The organism is Streptomyces sp. NPDC042201, assembly GCF_055582185.1.
Genome location: NZ_JBVJDS010000014.1, coordinates 1 through 21,022, shown reverse-complemented (window position 1 = coordinate 21,022; position 21,022 = coordinate 1). Strand labels below are relative to the sequence as shown.

The following is a 21,022-nucleotide window of genomic DNA, read 5'->3' as shown; positions in this document are numbered from 1 at the left end:
TTAAGCCACTGTCGACGGTCGACCGTGCTCGACCCCTCGTACCTCGGGGCCTGTGCGCGCTCTCCCTTTCGACAGCGGCGCGCCCCTTCGGCTCACTCGCCGGCATCTTTGCCTTCTCTTGACTTCCGGAGGTACAACCTTTCCTCCTGATGCGAAAGCTTCACAGCTGCCCACTGGCGCGTCCGCGACCTGCGGTTTTCAATGGTCCGCACCATGTCATTGCTTCGCGCCCTGATCAGCACCGCGCGTATGGTCCGGCACACCCCGCAGCTCGCCGCCGGGCTGCCGCCGGACGACGCGGTGCTGCTCGACGCCCCCGACCGCCGGCTCGCCCCCGCGCTGGTTTCCGCCGCTCTCGGCGAGTACGAGCAGGCGGCGAAGCTGCTGGCGACCACGCGGGAATCGGCCGAGTGGGAGAATCGCGACCGCTATGTGCGGCGGCTCGCCGCGTTCGCCCACGGCCGTGACGCCTGGCTGGCCGCCTGGCTGCGTGGCGCCCCCAGCGATCCGGACGCGCTCCTCGTCAGCGCGGAACTGGCCGTCCGCAGAGCCTGGGAGTCACCGGCCCGCGCCGAGCGGCTGCGGGAGACGGGCCCGCTGATCGACGCCGCGGCCGCGGGCGATCCGCGCGATCCGGTGCCCTGGCGCATCGCGCTCGACCACGCGCGCGGCACACACGCCTCGCACACCGCCTTCGAGTCGCTGTGGGAGCAGGCCGTGCGCCGCTCCTCGCACCACTACGGCTGCCATGTGGCGGCCCTCCAGTACCTCTCGGCGCAGTGGTACGGCTCGCACCGTGAGTGCTTCGACTTCGCCGAGCAGGCGGCGCACGACGCCCTGCCGGGATCGCTGGTGCGGGCGCTGCCCGTGCGGGCCGCCTTCACCCAGTTGCTGAGCGGCGATCCCACCCCCGTCCAGGGGGACAGGATCGACGCGGCCGCGGATCTGGCCGTCGCCGTCTCCGCCGAGTACGAAGCGGGCGACGCCTGGCCGGCCGAGGTACGCAACCTGCTGGCGTACGTCCTGGTCAGGCGGGGGCGCTGGAGCTCCGCACTGGAACAGTTCCGGCTGATCGGACCGTACGCGACCTCCTTCCCGTGGACCTGTTTCACCGACGATCCGCTGGGTCAGTTCCTCGAAACACGGGACGGCGTGAGGATCCAGGTGGCCTCCGCGATGCCTTTGCGGAACCGGGCAGACCGGAGAGGGCCCCGCGGCCATTACGCTTGACCGTTGTGACCACCGCACGCCTCCCTCTTTTCCCGCTGAACGCGGTGCTGTTCCCAGGCCTCGTCCTGCCCCTCAACGTCTTCGAGGAGCGCTATCGCGCGATGATGCGCGAGCTGCTCAAGACGGATGAATCCGAGCCACGCCGCTTCGCCGTGGTCGCCATCCGCGACGGGCACGAAACCGCGACGACCGCGCCCGGGCTGCCCGCCCCGACGGCCGCCGCCGACCGCGGCCCCGCCGCCGGCTTCGGCACCGACCCCCTCGAAGCCTTCCACCCGGTGGGCTGCGTCGCGGACGCGGCCACGATCCGCGAACGCCCTGACGGCAGTTTCGAGGTGGTGGCCACCGGCACCACCCGGGTCAAGCTGCTCTCGGTCGACGCGAGCGGCCCCTATCTGACAGCCGAGCTCGAAGAGCTTCCCGAGGAGAAGGGAGACGGCGCGAACACCCTCGCCGAAGGGGTGCTGCGCGCCTTCCTGAACTACCAGAAGCGGCTGGCCGGGGCGCGCGAGCGCTCGCTCTCCACGAGCGACGAACTGCCGGACGAGCCCTCGGTGGTGTCGTATCTGGTCGCCGCGGCGGCCGTGCTCGACACCCCGACGAAGCAGCGGCTGCTGGAAGCCCCGGACATGGCGGCCCGGCTGCGCGAGGAGCTGAAGCTGCTGCGGGCCGAGACCGCGGTCATCCGTCATCTGCCCTCGCTGCCCGGCGGGGATCTGACCCTGACGCCGATCAGCCCCAACTGACGCGAGGAACAGGCGCCTTGGCGAAGAAGCCCAAAAAGCAGCAGCAGTCGGGAGGCACACCGGCCACGGTCGCGCTGACCGCCGCGGGCACGGCGTACACCCTGCACGCGTACGAACACGACCCCGCGTCGCCCTCCTACGGCGAGGAGGCGGCGCAGGCGCTCGGGGTCTCCCCCGACCGGGTCTTCAAGACCCTGGTCGCGGACGTCGACGGCGAACTGACCGTGGCCGTCGTCCCGGTCGCCGGCTCACTGGACCTCAAGGCCCTCGCGGCGGCGGTCGGCGGCAAGCGGGCGTCGATGGCGGACCCCGCGGCGGCGGAGCGTACGACGGGCTATGTCCGGGGCGGTATCTCACCGCTCGGCCAGCGCAAGCGGCTGCGCACCGTACTGGACGCCTCGGCGGGGGCCCATCCGACGATCTGTGTCTCGGCGGGCCGCCGCGGCCTGGAGGTCGAGCTGTCCCCGACCGATCTGACCACGCTCACCGCGGCGGTCCTGGCCCCGATCGGCCGCGCCTGACGCGGCCAGGCCCTGTCCGGTCGATCTTCGCGGGCCCGACCTAGGGCCGATCGGGCGGGCCGGGACGGGCAGTCCTACTTCTCGGGGCCGCCCCAGGCCTGGCTGTCCTCGCTCCGCGCGGGGCCGTACGCCGCGCCCCACTCCCCCGTCGGCTCCGGGTCGCGGGGGCCGAACAGGGCCGTCAGGGCCAGGTGGACCACCATCGCGGCGACCGGCCACGCCAGCAGCGCGCCCTTCGCGTTCAGTTCGAGCGGCGCGTCGAAGGTGACGCCCTTGCCGGCCGCCCTGGCGTGCGCCACCACGTCCGACGTGGGGCCGAACCAGCCGCCGAGCTGCCAGGCCAGCACCGCGCCCAGCAGTCCGCCCAGGGCCAGGCCGATCACCAGCCCGATGCCGCCGCGCCGGTGGAACAGGAAGACCAGCGCCGCGCTGACCGCGCCGAAGGCGAGCGCCAGCAGCGCGAACGTACCGTCCGCGCCGATCGCCTCCTCGCTCTCCGTGTCCTTGAGGAAGACCGCCGTGTCGTCCGAGATCAGCGGGATACGCGGCGCCAGCCACAGCCACAGCAGCCCGAGCAGCAGACCCGACACCGCGACGGCCACCATCACCACGGCGGCCTGCCGCGCTTCGGTCTTCATATCGGGCCCTTCCTCCGCTTCGGCCCAGGAATAGGGCGAGTCCCCGGCCGGTGGTGTCTGCCAGGGATCGTCGTGCGGCGGCTGGTGGGGAGGCGTCAGAGGTGCGGTCACTCCGCCATCGTGCCAGGCCCGGCCGGGGGGTGCCTCACCGGACCGCCGCCCGCCGGTACGCCCAGGTGGCGACCGCCAGCGAGAAAACGCCGACGCCCGCGCACACCGCGAGGTCGAGCGCGACGGCCGGCCAGTCGGGATGCGCGTCGAAGGTACGGGCCAGGGCCTCGACCCCGTACGTCGAGGGCAGCAGGTCGCGCGCGTACGTGATCGGCCCCGGCAGCCGGTCCGCAGGCAGCACGCCCAGCAGCAGCGCCGCGGACATCCCCAGCTGGCCCAGCAGAGTGGCCAGCTCCTGGCGGGGCGCGAGCAGGCCGAGCGCCGCGCCGAGGCCGGCGAGGGCCGCGCCGGCCAGCGGAATGACCGCGACCAGCACCCAGAGATGCGTCAGGGGCAGTTGGAAGAGCACGCTGCCGACGACCGCCGTGACCGCGGTGCCCGGCACCGTGAAGGAGGCGTACGCGCCGGCCGCGCCCAGCACCACCGCCGCGGGGGGCACGGGCAGGGTGGCGTAGTGGTCGAGTCCGCCGCTCGCCCGCAGCTGGCCGAAGTACTGGGCGAGCAGATTGAGCGCCACGAACGCGACGACGAGCACACTCGACCCGGCGACGACCGCCCGCGCCTCGGCGCCTCCGTCGACCACCCCCCGCATCAGGATCATGATCCCGACGGACTGGAAGGTCGCCACGAAGAGCAGCGGGATCCGGGCGACGCGGGCCCGGGACAGCTGGGCGCGGTACACGGCGGCGAGCGACGGCAGCAGCCGCGCCCGGGGCGCGAGGGGCGCGGGGGCGTCCGCCTCGGCGGGCGTCTCTCCCGCGGTCCGGACTCTCCCGGACACGGCCTCCACCGGCACGATGCTCACCTGGCGCTGCTCCTGTTCGGTACGGGCGTACGGGTGCGGACCGCGACGCGGCGGGACATACCGGCCGCCGGCGGGCTCCACCCTGTCACGGGGCCGCCGGTCACGCCTTCACCAGCCCTTTCGTCTGTCCGCCGAGCGCCAGATACACGTCCTCCAGGCTGGGGGTGGCCAGCGTGAAGTCGTCCAGCGCCGCGAAGGCCGCGCCGCCGGTCACCGCAGCGACGGCCGCGCGTGCCTCGTCCGGTGCGAGCCGCAGTACCCACCGCCGCCCGGACTCCTGGGCGGATCCGCGCAGCGCCGCGACCTCGGGCACATCGAGCGGGGCGCGTTCGCGCCACACCAGCTCGACCCGGACCTCGCCGGCGACCTGCTGCTTGAGCCCGGACGGCGTGTCACAGGCGATGACCTTGCCGCGCTCCAGCACGGCGACCCGGTCGAGTACGGTCTCGGCCTCGATGACGTTGTGGGTGACGAGCAGTACGGTCGCGCCGTGCTCGGCCCGCCGCCGGTCCACGGCCGCCCACACCGCGCGGCGTGCGACGGGGTCCATGCCGGTGGTGGGCTCGTCGAGCACGAGTACGGACCGCGTCCCCACCAGCGTGGCGGCGAAGCAGGCCAGCCGCCGCTGGCCGCCGGAGAGCTTCTTCAGCGGGCGTCCCGCGATCTCGGTGAGCCCCAGCTCGGCAAGGACCGCGTCCCGCTCGGCCCGCGCCGCCCGGAGCGCGAGCCCGCGCAGCCGGCCGGTGGTCTCCGCGGCGAGCGCGACGGTCAGTTCGTCGAGCGCGGTGGATTCCTGGCCGAGATAGCCGATGAGCCGGGAGGCCCGTTCGGGATGGCGCACCAGATCGTGCCCCAGCACCTCGACACTGCCGGAGTCGGGCCGCATCAGTCCGGTGAGCTGCCGTACGAGGGTGGACTTGCCCGCTCCGTTGGGCCCGAGCAGACCGAAGATCTCGCCGCGCCGCACATCGAGCGAGATCCCGTCGGTGGCCCGTACCGCCGAGGTGGCGGGGGCCCCGCGCCTGCCGCGCGCGGCGGGGTACGTCTTGACCAGATCGCGCACCACACACACCGTACTCACGATGAACGACCTTACGTGGTCCACGAGCCGCCACCGCCCCGGGGGCGGCCACGGCAGGGTCTTACGACCTGCGCGCGCTCTACAGAGGGCGGGCCTGGTCCGCCGCGGCGCGGACGTCGATCTCGCGCCAGAAACCGGCCCGGATCGCATAGCGGTCGTGCTCGTCGATCTGGTCGTCCTTGTGGGCCAGCAGCCCGAAGCGCGCCGCGTACCGCAGCAGTTCCCCGTCGATGCGGTGCGGAACGCGCGGATACATCACGGACAGTTTCTGCACATGGCTCGCGTCCGGCAGCCGTTCCATCCAGCGGCGGGCGAACACCTGCCCCACCTCGAAGGGGTCGCCGCCGACCGTGGTGATGTCCTCCTCGCGGTCGGCCCAGCGCTGCTCCGCGCTGGTGAGCTGGGCCAGCGTCGGCAGGGAGGCCGTCTCGGGCGGCTCGCCCGCCGTGCCGCCGCCGGGGCGCTCGACCCATCCCTTGTCGGAGGACCAGCGCAGCGTCGCGTTCGCCGGGGGCGGGGAGGGCGGCGGGGTGCCGGGGCCGCGCAGGCCCGCCAGGTCCTTGGGGGTGGGGACGCCCTTGGTGCCCGGGGAGGAGGGGTGGTGGGGTTCGGAGCCGTGCTCCGGTGGCGCGGCCGCCGAGCCGTTCTGCCCGCCGGCGGGCTGGGCTTCGGCCGCGCGCTCCGCCGACGCGGCGAGCGCCGACTCGGGCAGCGGCGCGGAGAGGATCGCCGCGATCTCGGGGCGGGGAGCCGGCGAGGGCGCGCAGATACCGCCCAGGTCCTTGGCGTGTACGGCCTTGGTGATCCAGGCCCGGTCGAGGACACGGCGCTCGTCGGCCTCGGCGACCAGGTCCTCGGACTGGTTGTAGTCGCCGTCCGCGGCCTGTACCGCCCAGAGATGGACGGCGACGCCGTGTTCCTTGGCGGACATCAGACCGGGCAGCAGGTCACCGTCGCCCGTCACCAGCACGACATCGGAGCAGGCGCGATTTCTGGCCAGTTCGGTCAGCTCCGCGTGCATGGCCGCGTCGACGCCTTTCTGCGCCCAGCGCCCGTCGCTGCGGGTGAGCGCCCCGAGCCTGACGGTGACGCGCGGCATGACGCGCAGCCGCCGGTGCTCGGGCTGAGGAACCCGGTCGGGGGCGCCGTCGAACCAGTAGATACGGAGCAGCGGCTGTTCCGTATCGGCCTCGGCCCGCTCACGCAGGCCCTGGATCAGGGCGGCGTGGTCGACGGTGATGCGGGAACGGGCCGGCTCTCCGGCGAGGAGACTCGCGGCGGCGCCCAGCAGATAGCCGGCGTCCACCAGGACGACGCAGCGGTCCACGTGTTCCACCTTCTTTCGGGAACCTCGGGATCTGGAGATCGGGAGATCGGGAGTTACTGCGGGTTTCCTTCGAGTCTGCCCGACCGCAAGAGGCTTGACGTCCGGAACTCGATCATCGGCGTGGCGTATGACCGGCCGGCCCGTCGACGAGCCGCCGCTACACACGGCAATGATCCAAAATGCGACTTTTCGCACGTTATGTGAGTCTGAAACACGGCCTAGCCCCTAAAACCCCGCGGGAGGCACATCATGGCCAAGAACAAGAACCGAGATCGCACCAAGCAACAGGCCCGGTCAGCGGCCGAGCGCGGTGCCGAGGAGGCGAAGTCCTCGTCGATGGAATCCGAGTCGGAGCAGATGCAGGCGAAGATCCAGCCGACGGACCCCACCCACAAGGGACGGCAGAAGCGCTTCGGCCACAACTGACGCGCCACGTTCCACAGAACGCGCGAGGGGCACGCCCGTTACCGGGTGTGCCCCTCAACTCGTGTCGGGACTGACAGCGGGCGGGCACTCGCGGGTAGCGTCGTGCGTTGCCCCTTCTGACGGCGCCGCGGCCTCGTCCGAGGGGCGAGCAGGTCCATTCCGTCCCAGATCCAACCCGATTGTCATGCACCAGGAGGCACCCAGCGATGTCGGTCCCGCGACCCGTTGAAGCAGCTGACCAACAGCGCGGCGAGGAGATCCTCGCCGTTTTCGACACCGCGTTCGGTGAGCTCCTGGCGGGCGATCCAGCAGCCTTCCAGGTCAAGTTCCGGAAAATGGCGGCCTCCGCGTTCGCCTTCTACCGGGGCACGGCGGCCCTCTTCTACCACGACCTGGAGCGGGAGCGTGCCGGGAGCGGCATCGGCGGCCCGTTCCTCGACGAGCGCACCGGCCGGGTGTGGATCCACGGCGATCTGCACGCGGAGAACTTCGGCACCTACATGGATGCCAACGGCCGGCTGATCTTCAACGTCAACGACTTCGACGAGGCGTACATCGGCCCCTTCACCTGGGACCTGAAGCGCTTCGCCGCCTCCCTCGCCCTGGTCGGCTACACCAAGGCCCTCAGCGACGAACAGATCACCGAGCTGGTGGAGATCTACGCCGGCGCCTACCGCGAGCGGATCCACGCGCTGGCCACCGGCGCCAAGAACGACGAGGTGCCGCCCTTCACCCTGGACACCGCCCAGGGCCCGCTGCTCGCCGCGCTGCGCTCGGCCCGCTCGCTGACCCGCTTCGGGCTGCTCGACTCGATGACCGAGATCCGTGAGTACGAGCGGCGCTTCGCACCGGGCGGCGGCTCCATCGAGCTGGACGCGGCCACCCGGTACAAGATCCTCGCGGCCTTCGACGGCTATCTGGAGACCCTCCCCGAATCCAGCCTGGCCCGCCCCGACTCGTACCGCGTGAAGGATGTCGTCGGACGGCGCGGCATCGGCATCGGGTCCGCGGGGCTGCCCTCGTACAACATCCTTCTGGAGGGCAACAGCGACGCCCTGGAGAACGATGTCGTGATCTACATGAAGCAGGCGCAGGTCCCGGCGGTCTCGCGGCACATCACCGACCGCGCCGCGCGGGAGTACTTCCAGCACGAGGGCCACCGCACGGTGATCTCGCAGCGGGCGCTCCAGGCCCACGCCGATCCGTGGCTGGGCTGGACCGAGCTGGACGGGGGCGGCCAGCTGGTGGCGGAGGTCTCGCCGTACGCCGTGGATCTGGACTGGTCGGATCTCGACGACCCGGAGGAGATCGCGGCGGTCGTCGCCGACCTCGGCCGGGCCACGGCCACGATGCACTCGGCGGCGGACGACGAGAGCGGCCACTCGCTGGTGCCGTTCTCCACGGAGCGGGCGATCGACGCGGCCATCGCCGCCGACGAGGACGGTTTCAGCGAGCTGCTGGTGGAGTTCGCGCACGCGTACGGGGCCAGGGCCAGGGCGGATCACCAGATCTTCGTCGACCTGTTCCGCAACGGACGGCTGGCGGGGTAAGGCCCGGACGACGCAGGGCCCGGGTAACGCAGGTCCGGTGATCTAAGGCCCGCGCGGTCTTTAGGGACCGCTTACAGGGGCCCATGGCACACTCGGCGACGATGGACATATCAGGGACGCGGCTCAGGGCGGCGCGGGCAGCACTGTTCACGGCACTGGTCGTGACGCTGTCCGCGGGCTCCCATGTGCTGCTGTCCCAGGCCCCGCTGCCGCTGTCCGTCGTCGCCGCGCTCAGTGCCGCGGTGTTCCTCGTCGCCTACGCGGCGGGGGGCCGCGAGCGCGGCTTCTGGCGGATCGCCGCTCTACTCGTCCCGCTCGAACTGGCCGCGGACACCGTCTTCACCAGCGGCCAGCAGGTCTGTTACGGCCCGGCGGGCGGCCCCGTCGCGGGGTCGCTGCGCTCGGTCGGCTTCGACCTCCTGTGCGGGGGCGCCGTCGGTGCGCCGCTGCCCGGGGTGGTCTCTCCCGAGTCCGCCGCCGTCACTCTGCTGCATTCCCCCGACCCGGCCCTGCCCTGGCTGCTGCTGGCCGCCCATGTCTCCATCGGGCTGCTCGCCGCACTCTGGCTGCGGCGCGGCGAGGCCGCGCTGTCCGGTCTGGTGCTGGCCGTGGCCGCGTTCGCGTTCCGGCCGCTGCTGATCGCGGCCACCGTGGCGGGGACGGTCCGCGGGGCCGTACGCCGCGCGGTGTGCCCGGCGGGCCGTCCGCGCCCGTCCCGTACGCGTCTTCTTGTGCACTCCGTAGGACGGCGGGGGCCTCCCGGCCTCGCGCTCAGCTCTCTCTGAGCCGAGCGGCCACGCCCCCCGTCCCCCGCGTCAGCGGCAGTACGTCCTCACACGGAGTGAATCATCATGAGCGCACGCAACAATCAGTCCAGCAAGTCGGCCGCCCGCGAGCGGGTGCGCCAGGAGCGTGAGCGGCAGGCGAAGAAGGACAGGGTCCGCCGTCAGCTCGTCGTCCTGGGCTCGGCCGTCGTGGTCCTCGCGATAGCCGGCGGCGTGGGCTTCGCCGTCGTCCAGAGCAACAAGCCCTCGCACTGGGAAGCGATGAAGGACGAGAAGAGCGTCGTCGCCCCGAAGAACACCGAGGGCACCAACGGCACGACCGTCGTCCTCGGCAAGGCGGACGCCAAGAAGACGCTGGAGGTGTACGAGGACTCCCGCTGCCCGGTCTGCGCGAGCTTCGAGCAGACGGTCGGCGAGACGGTCCAGAACGGCCTCGACGCCGGCACGTTCAAGATCAAGTACGTCGGCGCGACCTTCATCGACAACTCCGACAACGGCACGGGATCGAAGAACGCCCTCTCCGCGCTGGGTGCGGCGCTCAATGTGAGCCCCGAGGCCTTCCTCCAGTACAAGACCGCGCTCTACTCGGCGAAGTTCCACCCGGAGGAGAGCAGCGACAAGTTCGCCGAGGACAGCTATCTGATCCAGGTGGCCGACTCGGTGAACGCGCTCAAGGGCAACACGGCGTTCCAGCAGGACGTACGGGACGGCACGTACGACGCCTGGGCGATGAAGATGTCCGCCGCCTTCGACAAGAGCGGTGTCCAGGGCACTCCGGCGTTCAGGATGGACGGCAAGGCGCTCACCGCTGAGGGCACGGAGAACCCGCCCATGACGGTGGCGGAGTTCAACTCCGCGGTCACCAAGGCCCTCAAGGGCTGACAGCGGACGGGCGGGCGGACCCTCCCCGGTCCCGCCCGCCCGTCGCCGTCCCGTGCGGTGACGCCGCTCAGCCTGTGCGGTGACGCCGCTCAGAGCGACGCGATGAAGGCGAGCGCGGTCCGCCAGGTCTCCTCGGCGGCGGCCGCGTCGTAGTCCGGCAGATCCGGGTCGGTGTAGAGATGCCCGGCCCCCGGATAGCGGTAGATCTCCACATCGGCCCCCGCCTGCCGCATCCGCAGATACCAGGCGGTCAGCCAGTCGTGCGACTCGAACGGGTCGGGGTCCGCCACATGCAGCTGTACGGGCAGCTCGTCGACGGCCGCGTTCTCCGCGATGTCGGACGTGCCGTGCATCAGCAGCAGCCCGCGGGCCTTCTCGTCGCCCAGCGCCAGGTTCTGCGCGACAGAGCCGCCGAACGAGAAACCCGCGTACACCAGGCCGCGTTCGGAGTACGGCGCGGCGGCCAGGACAGCGCGCCGCAGCAGCTCCTCCTTGCCGATCTTCTCCTTCAGCGCCATGCCGTCCTCGACGGTGCCAGCGGTTTGTCCGTCGAAGAGGTCGGGCACGCGCACCTCGTGCCCGGCGGCACGCAGCCGGTCGGCGGCCGCGTGCACCGCCGGGCGCAGACCGTGGACCGAATGGAAAAGCATGATGTCCATCCGGCCATCCTGCCAGCCCGCTCACAGGAACCGTCGAGGGAGCCAATGGAGAACGTACTGCGCCCACTGACCGTGCTTGGTGGCTCGGTCCTGCTCACGCTGGTGCTCGGCTGGACCGTCGACCTGCTGCTGCGCCGCGCGGACGACCGCCATCCCGAGACCCCGCTCTGGGGCCTGCTGCGCCGCTGCCGGCTGCCGCTGCAAGTGGTCCTGCTCACCGCGCTGTTGCGCGGCACGTTCCGCGCCACCCGGTGGCGGATCATCGAGGACCACCAGGACCGGATCGGCCAGGCGCTGTCGCTGGTGCTCATCGGAGCCGGTGCCTGGCTGGTGGTGCGGATCGTGTCCGCCGCGGTGGAGTCGACGTACGCCCGCTACGCGACCTCGACCCGCGACCCGGCCCGGCTGCGCCGGGTCCGTACCCAAGTGACGCTGATCATGCGGATCGTGACCGCGGTCGTCGTGGTGGTGGCGGTCGCCGCGATCCTGCTCACCTTCCCCGATCTGCGGACCATCGGCACGTCGATGCTGGCCTCCGCGGGCATCATCGGCATCGTCGCCGGTGTCGCCGCGCAGTCCACGCTCGGCAATCTCTTCGCGGGCTTCCAGATCGCCTTCGGCGACATGGTGCGGCTCGGCGACACGGTGGTGGTGGGCGGCGAGTGGGGCGTGATCGACGAGGTCACGCTCACCTTCCTCGCCGTACGGACCTGGGACGAGCGGCGCATCACGATGCCGGTGTCGTACTTCACCAGCAAGCCGTTCGAGAACTGGTCGCGCGGCGGTGTCCAGATGACCGGCACGGTCTTCTTCCAGCTGGATCACTCGGCGCCGGTGCGGCTGATGCGCGAGAGGCTGCACGAGATCCTGCTGGACTGCGCGGCCTGGGACGGCCGCGACTGGAGCCTGGCGGTCACCGACACCACCCCGAGCACGATGGAGGTGCGGGCGGTGGTCACGGCCAAGGACGCGGACGACATCTGGACGGCCCGCTGCGCGGTACGGGAACAGATGCTGGCGTGGCTGTCCGAATGGCATCCGTACGCCCTGCCGAGGATCGCGACGGCTGCCGCCCCGGTCCTGCGGAGGAACGGCCAACGCCCGTCGGACGGTGCCGAGGAGGACAGCGACCACGCCCGTACCGGCCGCGGCTGACACCGGGCCGCCGGGCCGCAGCGCTCGCCGGGCCCCACGTCCCGGCGGGCCCCTGAGGCCCGGCGGGCCTCAGCGCATGCTGTGCACGTCCAGGTGGCGCAGGACGCGGTCCACCACTTCGGGGTCGGCGCCCGGTTCGCTGCGGGCCGCGAGGACCTCGTGGCGGGCCGCCGACATCATCTCGCGCTGGATGCGCTGGACGGTCCTGACCCGGTCCGCCCGCTTGGTGGCCCACTCGCGCCGCTCGTCGTCGATCAGGTCGGGGCTGATCCGCACCCCGATGTCGAACGCCCCGCGCAGCAGCCGCTCGCTGATGTCCTCCGGCAGTTCCTCGACGTCCTCGATCTCCTTGAGCCGCCGCCTGGCCGCCTTCGCCGCGCGGACGGCGAGCGAGTGTTCCAGCTCGCGTTCGGCGTCCGTGTCGGCCCGGACGCCGAGTTTCCGTACCAGCCAGGGCAGGGTCAGGCCCTGGATCACCAGCGTGCTCACGATGACCGCGAAGGCGATGAAGATGATCTCGTCGCGGCCGGGGAACGGCTCCCCGCTGTCGGTCTTCAGCGGGATCGCCAGCGCCAGCGCGACCGAGGCCACCCCGCGCATCCCCGACCACCACATCACCACGGTCTCGCGCCAGCTGACCGGGATCTCCTCGTCGTAGTCGCGGAGCGTGTGCATCCGCTTGGCCAGCCAGGTCGCCGGCATCAGATACAGCAGCCGTACGCCGACGACGACCCCGACGACCGCCGCGCCCCAGCCGAGCATCTCCGCCGCCCGGCCGCTGGCCGCGCCGAAGGCGTTGTGGAGTTCCAGGCCGATGAGGCCGAAGGCGACACCGGTCACGAGCGTGTCGACGATCTGCCAGAAGGAGTTCCCCGCGAGCCGGCCCATGACGTCGTCGGCGTCCGCCGTGTGCTCGGCGAGAAAGAGCGCGGTGGTGAGGACGGCGAGCACGCCCGAGCCGTACAGCTCCTCAGCCAGCACATAGCTGGCGAACGGCACCAGGAGCGACAGGCCGATCTGCAGCGTCGCGTCCCCGAGCAGCGACATCAGCTTGTTGGAGAGCCAGCCGAGCGCGAGCCCGACCGCCACGGCCACCACCGCGGACAGGACGAGCTGTCCGGCCGCCTGCGGCCAGGAGAACGTTCCGCTGACGGCCGCGGCGATGGCCACGTGGTAGAGCACGATCGCGGTGACATCGTTGAAGAGCCCCTCGCCCTCCAGGATCGAGACCAGCCGTCTGGGCAGCCCGAGGGATCCGGCGACGGCCGTCGCGGCCACCGGGTCGGGCGGGGCGACGAGCGCGCCCAGCGCGACCGCGGCGGCGATCGGCAGGCCGGGGACGATGGAGTTGGCCACGGCGGCCACCGCCGCCATCGTCACGAACACCAGCGCGACCGCGAGCAGGAAGATGGGGCGTTTGTTGGCCGCGAACTGCCGCCAGGAGGTGCGCTGCACGGCGGCGTACAGCAGGGGTGGCAGCAACAGCGGAAGGATCAGGCCCGGCGGCACCTGGACGTTCGGTACGAACGGCAGCAGCGCCAGGACGATCCCCACCAGGGTCATCAGCACCGGCGAGGGCAGTTTGAGGCGCTCCCCGAGCGGCACCGTGACCAGCGCCCCGAGCAACAGCACGAGCAGCAGCGCCAACTGGTCCACGGTGCGCCCTCCGGCGGTCGAATGCCTCGACGGCAGTCGGTGATCAAGGGCTAAAGCCTGCCACGCGCCCGGTGCGAATCCGGCCAGGGGGGTCGGCCGGTGGGGGCAGCCGGTGGGGGCAGCCGGTGGGGACGGTCCGTCAGGCGGTCCGGCTACAGCGCCCGCCGCATCGACCGGTGCGGCATGTCCGCGTCCAGGAACTCGGGGCCGTACGCCTCGTATCCCAGCCGCTCGTAGAAGCCCAGCGCGTGCGACTGCGCGTGCAGATCCACCGCCGCGAGACCGCGCTCGCGCGCCGCGTCCTCGATGGCGCGCACCAGCGCCGCGCCGACGCCCCTGCCACGGGCCGCCCTGCCGACCGCCAGCCGTCCCAGCGAACCGACGCTCAGGTCCCCGCCGGTCCTGTCGGCCGCGCCCGGTCCGTACAGCAGCCGCCCGGTGCCGAGCGGCAGCCCGTCGTCGCGGACGGCCAGCACCTGGACCGCGTCGCCGTCCCGGCCGTCGTACTCGAGGTCCTCGGGCACCTGCTGCTCGACGACGAAGACCTCCTTGCGGACCGCGAAGCACGCCTCGATGTCCGCCGGATCCGTCGCGACCCGTATCGCGTAGCCGCTCTCGCCGCCCCCGGCCCCGGTCGCCGTGCTCATACGTTGCTCTCCGCCCTGACCTTGTCCAGCGCGCCCTGCAGATCGTCCGGGTACGTGCTGGAGAACTCCACCCACTGCCCGTCCGACGGGTGCTCGAAGCCGAGGCGCACCGCGTGCAGCCACTGCCGGGTCAGCCCCAGCCGCTTGGACAGCGTCGGATCGGCGCCGTACGTGAGATCGCCGACGCACGGATGCCGGTGGGCCGACATGTGCACCCGGATCTGATGCGTACGGCCCGTCTCCAGCTTGATGTCCAGCAGGGAGGCCGACCGGAACGCCTCGATCAGGTCATAGTGCGTGACCGACGCCTTGCCCTCCGCGATGACCGCCCACTTGTAGTCGTGGTTGGGATGGCGGCCGATGGGGGCGTCGATGGTCCCGCTCATCGGATCCGGGTGCCCCTGCACCAGCGCGTGGTAGCGCTTGTCGACGATCCGGTCCCGGAACTGCGCCTTGAGCAGGGTGTACGCGCGCTCCGACTTGGCCACGACCATCAGCCCCGAGGTACCGACGTCCAGCCGGTGCACGATGCCCTGCCGCTCGGCCGCGCCGGAGGTCGAGATGCGGTAGCCGGCGGCGGCCAGCCCGCCGATGACTGTCGTGCCGGTCCAGCCGGGGCTGGGGTGCGCGGCGACGCCGACCGGCTTGACGATCACCACGATGTCGTCGTCGTCGTGCACGATCTCCATGCCCTCGACGGGCTCGGCCACGATCTGTACGGGCGCGGCCGCCGCGGGCATCTCCACCTCGAGCCAGGCCCCGCCGTTCACCCGCTCGGACTTCCCGACGACGGCGCCGTCGACCTGGACCTTCCCGGTGGCGGCCAGCTCGGCCGCCTTCGTACGGGAGAACCCGAACATACGGGCTATGGCGGCGTCGACGCGCTCGCCCTCCAGGCCATCGGGCACGGGCAGCGTTCTGATCTCGGGAAAGCTCACCCGTCGAGTATGCCTTGTCAGTCCTTGTGGACAGTCCCGTCGGGGTCCAGCCCCCGGAACGACAGCAGCACGATGAGGATGCCGCCGCAGACGATCGCGGAGTCGGCGAGATTGAAGACCGCGAAGTGCGTGGGCGCGATGAAGTCGACGACGGCGCCCCGGAAGACCCCGGGGGCACGGAAGATCCGGTCGGTGAGATTGCCGAGCGCACCGCCGAGCAGCAGGCCGAGCGCGATGGCCCAGGGCAGGCTGTAGAGCTTGCGCGCCAGCCGGGCGATCACGATGATCACGGTCGCGGCGATGCACGTGAAGATCACCGTGAACGCCTCGCCGATGCCGAACGCGGCGCCCGCGTTCCTGATCGCCTCGAACCTCAGCAGATCGCCGATGACCTCGATCGGCTCGTGGTGCTCCAGCTTGGCCACCACGAGCATCTTGCTGCCCAGGTCCAGCAGATACGCCACGACGGCGACGGTGAAGAGCGCGAGGATCCTGCGCTTGCCCCTGGACTGCTCGGCGGGAGCCGCAGCCTCGTCGTCAACATCCGGCATACCGATGCCGTGCTCCGCCTCTGCCACGTGATTCCTCAACCCTAGGTGCCTGACTGAGGACGAGGGTACGGCACACCTGTACGCGTTCAGCCTCGACGTTCCTGCTTCTGCTTGTCCTCCACACAGAGCGTGGCCCGCGGGAACGCCTGCATCCTGGCCTTGCCGATGGGCTCGCCGCAGATCTCGCAGAGTCCGTACGTGCCCGCGTCGAGCCGCTGGAGCGCCCGCTCGGTCTGTTCCAGCATCTCGCGGGCGTTGGCGGCGAGCGCCATCTCGTGCTCCCGCGTGATGTTCTTGGTGCCGGTGTCCGCGTCGTCGTCGCCGGCGCCGTCCCCGGAGTCCCGCATCAGCCCGACGAGGGCCGCCTCCGACGAGGTGATCTCGGCGTTCAGCCGGGCGATCTCGCCGGTCAGCTCGGCCCGCGCCGCGGCGACCTCTTCCGGCGTCCAGGGGTCCTCGCCCGGCCGTACCGCGAGCTCCCCGGGGGGAGTCGCGGCGGCCGCGCTCGCCGTGACGAGCGCCGTCGCGGCCGCCGCGGCGCCCTTGCCCGCCGCTGTGCTCCTGCCGTCCGCGGTCTTCTTCGCTGCCACCGTCTTGGCTCCCGTCTGTTCCGCGGCCTGAGCCGCCCCCTCGGCCGCGGACGCGGCCCTTTTCGCAGGTGCCCTGCTCGCCGGCGCCCTCTTCGCAGCCGCCTTCTTCGCCGGTGCGTGCGGTGCCGGTGCCCCGTGCGCCGCTGTCTTCTTCCCGGGCGTCTTCGTCACGGGCGTCTTCTTCGCCGATGTCTTCGCCGGCTGCTGCGCCGACGTCTTCGCTGACGTCTTCGCCGGTGCCTTCTTCGCTGGTGCTTTCTTCGCTGGTGTCTTCTTCGCCGCCGCGGACTTTCCCGCGGGTTTTCCCGCGGATGTGGTCTTCGCGGCGGTCTTCTTCGCCACCATGGCCGCGGCCCCTTCACATATGGTGATCCTGCTCGCGAATCGTGCTGGGACGATAAATCGACCCCAGCCACGCGGCAACGGGGCACGCGGCCGTTTCGGCCCTCCCCGTGCCGTGAGCGAGACAAGCCTGCATCCGTTGTGCCCAGCTACCCGCCCGGTAATCCGCCGCCGGGCCGGCCGCGAAGTCCGCGGGGGCCGGTCTAACCGTTCGGGTCATACGCTCGGCCGTACGCCACCCCCGCGAAAACCGGTCGGCCGGGCACCGCACGGCCCCGTACACTGGGGCCAGCGAGAGGCGTGGATGGGGACGAGTAGCGTCGTACGCGGCCATGAGCGACCCGGGGACGGTGAGAGCCCGGGGGCAGAGCGCGAGGTGAAGCATCACCCCGGAGCCGCCGGAAGAAAGCCCCGGTAGATCCCGGAGCGAGTAGAACCGGCAGCGCGACCCCAATGAGGGGGCCGCGGGCGGCACACGCCCGGGGCCAAGGAGGGTGGTACCGCGGGAGCGCAGCTCTCGTCCCTCCGACGGAGTTGCCACAGTTCCGCCGGAGGAAGCGCCCCATGACACCCGTGACACCGCCGCAGTACCGCCAGGTGCCCGCCCAGGTCGACCTGCCCGCACTGGAGCACGCCGTGCTCGACTTCTGGCGCGAGAGCAAGGTCTTCGACAAGAGCCTCGAACAGTCCGAGGGCCGCCCGGAGTGGGTCTTCTACGAGGGCCCGCCCACCGCCAACGGTATGCCGGGCGCGCACCACATCGAGGCCCGCGTCTTCAAGGACGTCTTCCCGCGCTTCCGCACCATGCGGGGCTACCACGTCGCCCGCAAGGCCGGCTGGGACTGCCACGGCCTGCCGGTCGAGCTGGCCGTGGAAAAGGAGCTGGGGTTCACCGGCAAGAAGGACATCGAGGCGTACGGCATCGCCGAGTTCAACGCCAGGTGCCGTGAGTCCGTCACCCGGCACACCGACGCCTTCGCCGAGCTGACGACCCGCATGGGGTACTGGGTCGACCTGGACGACGCGTACCGCACGATGGACCCGGAGTACGTCGAGTCCGTCTGGTGGTCGCTGAAGGAGATCTTCAACAAGGGCCTGCTGGTCCAGGACTACCGCGTGGCGCCCTGGTGCCCGCGTGACCAGACCGGCCTCTCGGACCACGAGCTGGCGCAGGGGTACGAGACGATCATCGACCCCTCGGTCTTCGTCCGCTTCCCGCTGACCTCGGGCCCGCTCGCGGGCGAGGCGGCGCTGCTGGTCTGGACGACCACCCCCTGGACGCTCGTCTCGAACACCGCCGTCGCCGCGCACCCCGAGGTCACCTATGTGGTCGCGACGAACGGCGAGGAGAAGCTCGTCGTCGCGCGGCCGCTGCTGGAGAAGGCGCTGGGCGAGGGCTGGGAGCCGACCGGGGAGTCCTTCACCGGCCGCGAGATGGAGCGCTGGACGTACGACCGCCCCTTCGCGCTGGTCGACTTCCCCACGGAGGCGCACTACGTCGTCAACGCGGAGTACGTCACGACGGAGGACGGTACGGGCCTGGTCCACCAGTCCCCGGCCTTCGGCGAGGACGACCTCAAGGTCTGCCGCGCCTACGGTCTGCCGGTCGTGAACCCGGTCCGCCCCGACGGCACCTTCGAGGAGGACGTCCCGCTGGTCGGCGGTGTCTTCTTCAAGAAGGCCGACGAGGCGCTGACGGAGGACCTCAAGGCGCGCGGGCTGCTGTTCCGCCACGTTCCGTACGAGCACAGCTATCCGCACTGCTGGCGCTGCCACACCGCGCTCCTCTACTACGCGCAGCCGTCCTGGTACATCCGTACGACGGCCATCAAGGACCGGCTGCTCGAAGAGAACGAGAAGACCAACTGGTTCCCCGACTCGGTCAAGCACGGCCGGTACGGCGACTGGCTGAACAACAACGTCGACTGGGCGCTCTCCCGCAACCGCTACTGGGGCACCCCGCTGCCCATCTGGCGCTGCGAGGACAACCACCTGACCTGCGTAGGCTCGCGCGCCGAGCTGAGCGAGCTGACGGGCACCGACCAGTCCGCGCTGGATCCGCACCGCCCCTACATCGACGAGGTCACGTTCGGCTGCCCCGACTGCGGGCGGACGGCGACGCGCGTCCCCGAGGTCATCGACGCCTGGTACGACTCGGGCTCGATGCCGTTCGCGCAGTGGGGCTATCCGTACAAGAACAAGGACCTGTTCGAGAAGCGCTACCCGGCGCAGTTCATCTCGGAGGCGATCGACCAGACGCGCGGCTGGTTCTACACGCTGATGGCCGTCGGCACGCTGGTCTTCGACAAGTCGTCGTACGAGAACGTGGTCTGCCTCGGCCACATCCTCGCCGAGGACGGCCGGAAGATGTCCAAGCACCTGGGCAACATCCTTCAGCCGATCCCGCTCATGGACCAGCACGGCGCGGACGCGGTCCGCTGGTTCATGGCGGCCGGCGGCTCACCGTGGGCGGCCCGCCGGGTCGGCAACGGCACGATCCAGGAGGTCGTCCGCAAGACGCTGCTGACGTACTGGAACACGGTGGCCTTCCAGGCCCTGTACGCCCGTACGTCGGGCTGGGCGCCGAGCGAGGCGGATCCGGCGCCGGCCGACCGGCCGCTGCTCGACCGCTGGCTGCTGAGCGAGCTGCACGCGCTGGTCGACCAGACCACGCAGGCCATGGAGACGTACGACACCCAGCGCACCGGCAAGCTGCTCTCGGCCTTCGTCGACGATCTGTCCAACTGGTACGTCCGCCGCTCGCGCCGCCGCTTCTGGCAGGGCGACAAGGCGGCGCTGCGGACCCTGCACGACGTGGTCGAGACCGTCACGCGGCTGATGGCCCCGCTGACCCCGTTCATCACGGAGCGGGTCTGGCAGGACATGGTCGTGCCGGTGACGCCGGACGCGCCGGAGTCGGTGCACCTGGCCGGCTGGCCCGAGGCCGATCTCGCGGCGATCGACCCGGCGCTCTCCCAGCAGATGACGCTGGTACGGCGGCTGGTCGAGCTGGGCCGCGCGACGCGGGCCGAGTCGGGCGTGAAGACCCGCCAGCCGCTGTCCCGCGCGCTGATCGCGGCGACGGGCTTCGAGACCCTCTCCCCCGAGCTGCGCGCCCAGATCACGGAGGAGCTCAACGTCTCCTCCCTGGCGACGCTCTCCGAGGTCGGCGGCTCGCTCGTCGACACGACGGCCAAGGCGAACTTCCGGGCGCTGGGCAAGCGTTTCGGCAAGGGCGTCCAGGCGGTGGCCAAGGCGGTCGCCGACGCGGACGCGGCGGCCCTGTCCGCCGCCCTGCGCGACGGCACGGCCTCGGTCACCGTGGACGGCGAGCCGGTCTCGCTCGCCCCGGACGAGGTGATCATCACGGAGACCCCGCGCGAGGGCTGGTCGGTCGCCTCCGACTCCGGTGCGACGGTCGCCCTGGATCTGGAGATCACCCCGGAGCTGCGGCTCGCGGGCCTGGCGCGTGACGCGATCCGGCTGATCCAGGAGGCCCGCAAGAACAGCGGCCTGGACGTAGCGGACCGCATCGCCGTGCGCTGGACGGCACAGACCCCCGAGACGGCACGAGCCCTGACCGAACACGCCGGCCTGATCACCGACGAGGTCCTCGCCCTGGACTTCGCCACGGGCGAAGCGGACGACTCGTACGGCACCCCCTTCACGGACGAGGGCCTGTCCCTCACATTCCGCCTCCGCAAAGCCTGACCCCACCCCCCACCCCCAACGGCCCGGCCCCGGCCCCCCGGAGCCGGGCCGCCGCGCTGCGTTCCGGGAGCCCGAGGCGAAACCCCGGGCCAGCCCGACACCCACAACCCCAGGGCTCAGCCCTGAGCCATTCCTGCGGTCCGGGGCGAAAGCCCCAGGCCGACCCGACCGGGATCCGTGGGCGAAGCCCCAGGACCCACGGCCCCAGGGCTCAACCCCGAGCCGTGCCGGGGTCCGTGGCGTGACCCGTGGGCGGAGCCCCGGCACCACCGGAGCCGGGCCGCCGCGCCCCGTTCCGGGAGCCAGGGGCGAAAGCCCCAGGTCGGCCCAGCCGGGGGCCGGGGGCGAAGCCCCGGCACACGCGGCCCCGGGGCCCGGGCACGAGCCGTGCCGGGGGCCGGGGCGGAAGCCCCAGGCCAGCCCGGCCGAGGACCGTGGGCGAAGCCCCAGGACCCACGGCCCCAGGGCCCAACCCCGAGCCGTGCCGGGGTCCGTGGCCGAAAGCCCCGGGCCGGCCGGCGGTTTCTAGGGGTTGTTGCAACACGTGGTTGGTCTGATCGGGCCGCGAGTAGTTTTTGCAGGCGCTCGGCTGGGGTTTCCCAGCCGAGCGT

General features: G+C 71.6%; 19 protein-coding genes. 9 read left to right on the top strand and 10 right to left on the bottom strand.

Annotated features, from left to right (window positions below; translation table 11 throughout):
- Positions 1–201: 201 nt before the first annotated feature.
- Genes ACZ6MZ_RS28745 through ybaK form a run of 3 tightly spaced genes read left to right on the top strand, consistent with a single transcriptional unit; the run spans position 202 to position 2,497 of the window.
- Positions 202–1,230, top strand: a complete 1,029-nt coding sequence (locus ACZ6MZ_RS28745; RefSeq protein WP_389786759.1) for a hypothetical protein — start codon at positions 202–204, stop codon at positions 1,228–1,230.
- A 5-nt stretch (positions 1,231–1,235) separates the two neighbouring features.
- Positions 1,236–1,976, top strand: coding sequence for an LON peptidase substrate-binding domain-containing protein (locus ACZ6MZ_RS28740; protein ID WP_469355237.1), 741 nt, complete (start codon positions 1,236–1,238; stop codon positions 1,974–1,976).
- Between the two features lie 17 nt (positions 1,977–1,993).
- The gene (ybaK, locus tag ACZ6MZ_RS28735; protein ID WP_469355235.1) at positions 1,994–2,497 is read left to right on the top strand and encodes a Cys-tRNA(Pro) deacylase; all 504 of its coding nucleotides are present in this window, start codon (positions 1,994–1,996) and stop codon (positions 2,495–2,497) included.
- A 74-nt stretch (positions 2,498–2,571) separates the two neighbouring features.
- Here the strand turns inward: ybaK and ACZ6MZ_RS28730 are convergent, their stop codons facing one another.
- The 4 genes from ACZ6MZ_RS28730 to ACZ6MZ_RS28715 all read right to left on the bottom strand — a co-directional run bounded on the left by ACZ6MZ_RS28730 (position 2,572) and on the right by ACZ6MZ_RS28715 (position 6,528).
- Positions 2,572–3,246 carry a DUF2567 domain-containing protein gene (locus ACZ6MZ_RS28730; protein WP_389786754.1) on the bottom strand — a complete coding sequence of 225 codons (675 nt, stop codon included), beginning with the start codon at positions 3,244–3,246 and terminating at the stop codon, positions 2,572–2,574.
- Positions 3,247–3,280: 34 nt separating this feature from the next.
- Positions 3,281–4,111, bottom strand: coding sequence for an ABC transporter permease (locus ACZ6MZ_RS28725; protein ID WP_389786751.1), 831 nt, complete (start codon positions 4,109–4,111; stop codon positions 3,281–3,283).
- A gap of 100 nt (positions 4,112–4,211) precedes the next feature.
- Positions 4,212–5,183, bottom strand: coding sequence for an ABC transporter ATP-binding protein (locus ACZ6MZ_RS28720; RefSeq protein WP_389786910.1), 972 nt, complete (start codon positions 5,181–5,183; stop codon positions 4,212–4,214).
- A gap of 88 nt (positions 5,184–5,271) precedes the next feature.
- Positions 5,272–6,528 (bottom strand): NYN domain-containing protein, encoded by a 1,257-nt coding sequence (locus ACZ6MZ_RS28715; RefSeq protein ID WP_469355233.1) that lies wholly within the window; start codon positions 6,526–6,528, stop codon positions 5,272–5,274.
- 240 nt (positions 6,529–6,768) lie between these two features.
- On the opposite strand from ACZ6MZ_RS28715, the gene ACZ6MZ_RS28710 reads away from it, so the two are divergent.
- The 4 genes from ACZ6MZ_RS28710 (at position 6,769) to ACZ6MZ_RS28695 (ending at position 10,162) form a co-directional block, all read left to right on the top strand.
- Positions 6,769–6,945: a hypothetical protein gene (locus ACZ6MZ_RS28710; RefSeq protein ID WP_384193400.1), complete on the top strand. Its 177-nt coding sequence runs from the start codon at positions 6,769–6,771 to the stop codon at positions 6,943–6,945.
- A gap of 206 nt (positions 6,946–7,151) precedes the next feature.
- The gene (locus tag ACZ6MZ_RS28705; RefSeq protein ID WP_389786746.1) at positions 7,152–8,495 is read left to right on the top strand and encodes a DUF2252 domain-containing protein; all 1,344 of its coding nucleotides are present in this window, start codon (positions 7,152–7,154) and stop codon (positions 8,493–8,495) included.
- Positions 8,496–8,596: 101 nt separating this feature from the next.
- Positions 8,597–9,280, top strand: a complete 684-nt coding sequence (locus ACZ6MZ_RS28700) for a hypothetical protein (protein ID WP_384193405.1) — start codon at positions 8,597–8,599, stop codon at positions 9,278–9,280.
- A 66-nt stretch (positions 9,281–9,346) separates the two neighbouring features.
- Positions 9,347–10,162, top strand: coding sequence for a thioredoxin domain-containing protein (locus ACZ6MZ_RS28695; RefSeq protein ID WP_469355231.1), 816 nt, complete (start codon positions 9,347–9,349; stop codon positions 10,160–10,162).
- Between the two features lie 89 nt (positions 10,163–10,251).
- Here the strand turns inward: ACZ6MZ_RS28695 and ACZ6MZ_RS28690 are convergent, their stop codons facing one another.
- Complete coding sequence (locus ACZ6MZ_RS28690; protein ID WP_384193411.1) at positions 10,252–10,821, bottom strand: dienelactone hydrolase family protein; 570 nt, start codon at positions 10,819–10,821, stop codon at positions 10,252–10,254.
- A gap of 45 nt (positions 10,822–10,866) precedes the next feature.
- Here ACZ6MZ_RS28690 and ACZ6MZ_RS28685 point away from each other — a divergent pair, with 45 nt between their 5' ends.
- The gene (locus tag ACZ6MZ_RS28685; RefSeq protein WP_469355229.1) at positions 10,867–11,976 is read left to right on the top strand and encodes a mechanosensitive ion channel family protein; all 1,110 of its coding nucleotides are present in this window, start codon (positions 10,867–10,869) and stop codon (positions 11,974–11,976) included.
- 69 nt (positions 11,977–12,045) lie between these two features.
- Here ACZ6MZ_RS28685 and ACZ6MZ_RS28680 read toward each other — a convergent pair whose 3' ends face one another.
- The 5 genes from ACZ6MZ_RS28680 to ACZ6MZ_RS28660 form a co-directional block, all read right to left on the bottom strand.
- Positions 12,046–13,632 carry a Na+/H+ antiporter gene (locus ACZ6MZ_RS28680; RefSeq protein WP_389943818.1) on the bottom strand — a complete coding sequence of 529 codons (1,587 nt, stop codon included), beginning with the start codon at positions 13,630–13,632 and terminating at the stop codon, positions 12,046–12,048.
- Between the two features lie 152 nt (positions 13,633–13,784).
- The gene (locus ACZ6MZ_RS28675) at positions 13,785–14,279 is read right to left on the bottom strand and encodes a GNAT family N-acetyltransferase (RefSeq protein ID WP_469355227.1); all 495 of its coding nucleotides are present in this window, start codon (positions 14,277–14,279) and stop codon (positions 13,785–13,787) included.
- On the bottom strand, positions 14,276–15,217 hold the full coding sequence (locus ACZ6MZ_RS28670; protein ID WP_384331526.1) for an RluA family pseudouridine synthase: 942 nt from the start codon (positions 15,215–15,217) through the stop codon (positions 14,276–14,278). The genes ACZ6MZ_RS28675 and ACZ6MZ_RS28670 overlap by 4 nt, the downstream gene beginning before the upstream one ends.
- 17 nt (positions 15,218–15,234) lie before the next feature.
- Positions 15,235–15,795, bottom strand: a complete 561-nt coding sequence (lspA, locus tag ACZ6MZ_RS28665) for a signal peptidase II (RefSeq protein ID WP_389786728.1) — start codon at positions 15,793–15,795, stop codon at positions 15,235–15,237.
- Positions 15,796–15,854: 59 nt separating this feature from the next.
- The gene (locus ACZ6MZ_RS28660; protein ID WP_389786726.1) at positions 15,855–16,703 is read right to left on the bottom strand and encodes a TraR/DksA family transcriptional regulator; all 849 of its coding nucleotides are present in this window, start codon (positions 16,701–16,703) and stop codon (positions 15,855–15,857) included.
- Between the two features lie 570 nt (positions 16,704–17,273).
- On the opposite strand from ACZ6MZ_RS28660, the gene ileS reads away from it, so the two are divergent.
- The gene (ileS, locus tag ACZ6MZ_RS28655; protein ID WP_469355405.1) at positions 17,274–20,411 is read left to right on the top strand and encodes an isoleucine--tRNA ligase; all 3,138 of its coding nucleotides are present in this window, start codon (positions 17,274–17,276) and stop codon (positions 20,409–20,411) included.
- Positions 20,412–21,022 lie beyond the last annotated feature (611 nt).

What these genes read in the sequence shown, in the direction of transcription:
- ACZ6MZ_RS28745 (WP_389786759.1), top strand. Translation starts at nt 202, where the DNA reads ATGGTCCGCACCATGTCATTGCTTCGCGCCCTGATCAGCACCGCGCGT.
- ACZ6MZ_RS28710 (WP_384193400.1), top strand. Translation starts at nt 6,769, where the DNA reads ATGGCCAAGAACAAGAACCGAGATCGCACCAAGCAACAGGCCCGGTCA.
- ACZ6MZ_RS28705 (WP_389786746.1), top strand. Translation starts at nt 7,152, where the DNA reads ATGTCGGTCCCGCGACCCGTTGAAGCAGCTGACCAACAGCGCGGCGAG.
- ACZ6MZ_RS28700 (WP_384193405.1), top strand. Translation starts at nt 8,597, where the DNA reads ATGGACATATCAGGGACGCGGCTCAGGGCGGCGCGGGCAGCACTGTTC.
- ACZ6MZ_RS28695 (WP_469355231.1), top strand. Translation starts at nt 9,347, where the DNA reads ATGAGCGCACGCAACAATCAGTCCAGCAAGTCGGCCGCCCGCGAGCGG.
- ACZ6MZ_RS28690 (WP_384193411.1), bottom strand. Translation starts at nt 10,821, where the DNA reads ATGGACATCATGCTTTTCCATTCGGTCCACGGTCTGCGCCCGGCGGTG.
- ACZ6MZ_RS28685 (WP_469355229.1), top strand. Translation starts at nt 10,867, where the DNA reads ATGGAGAACGTACTGCGCCCACTGACCGTGCTTGGTGGCTCGGTCCTG.
- ACZ6MZ_RS28675 (WP_469355227.1), bottom strand. Translation starts at nt 14,279, where the DNA reads ATGAGCACGGCGACCGGGGCCGGGGGCGGCGAGAGCGGCTACGCGATA.
- ACZ6MZ_RS28660 (WP_389786726.1), bottom strand. Translation starts at nt 16,703, where the DNA reads ATGGTGGCGAAGAAGACCGCCGCGAAGACCACATCCGCGGGAAAACCC.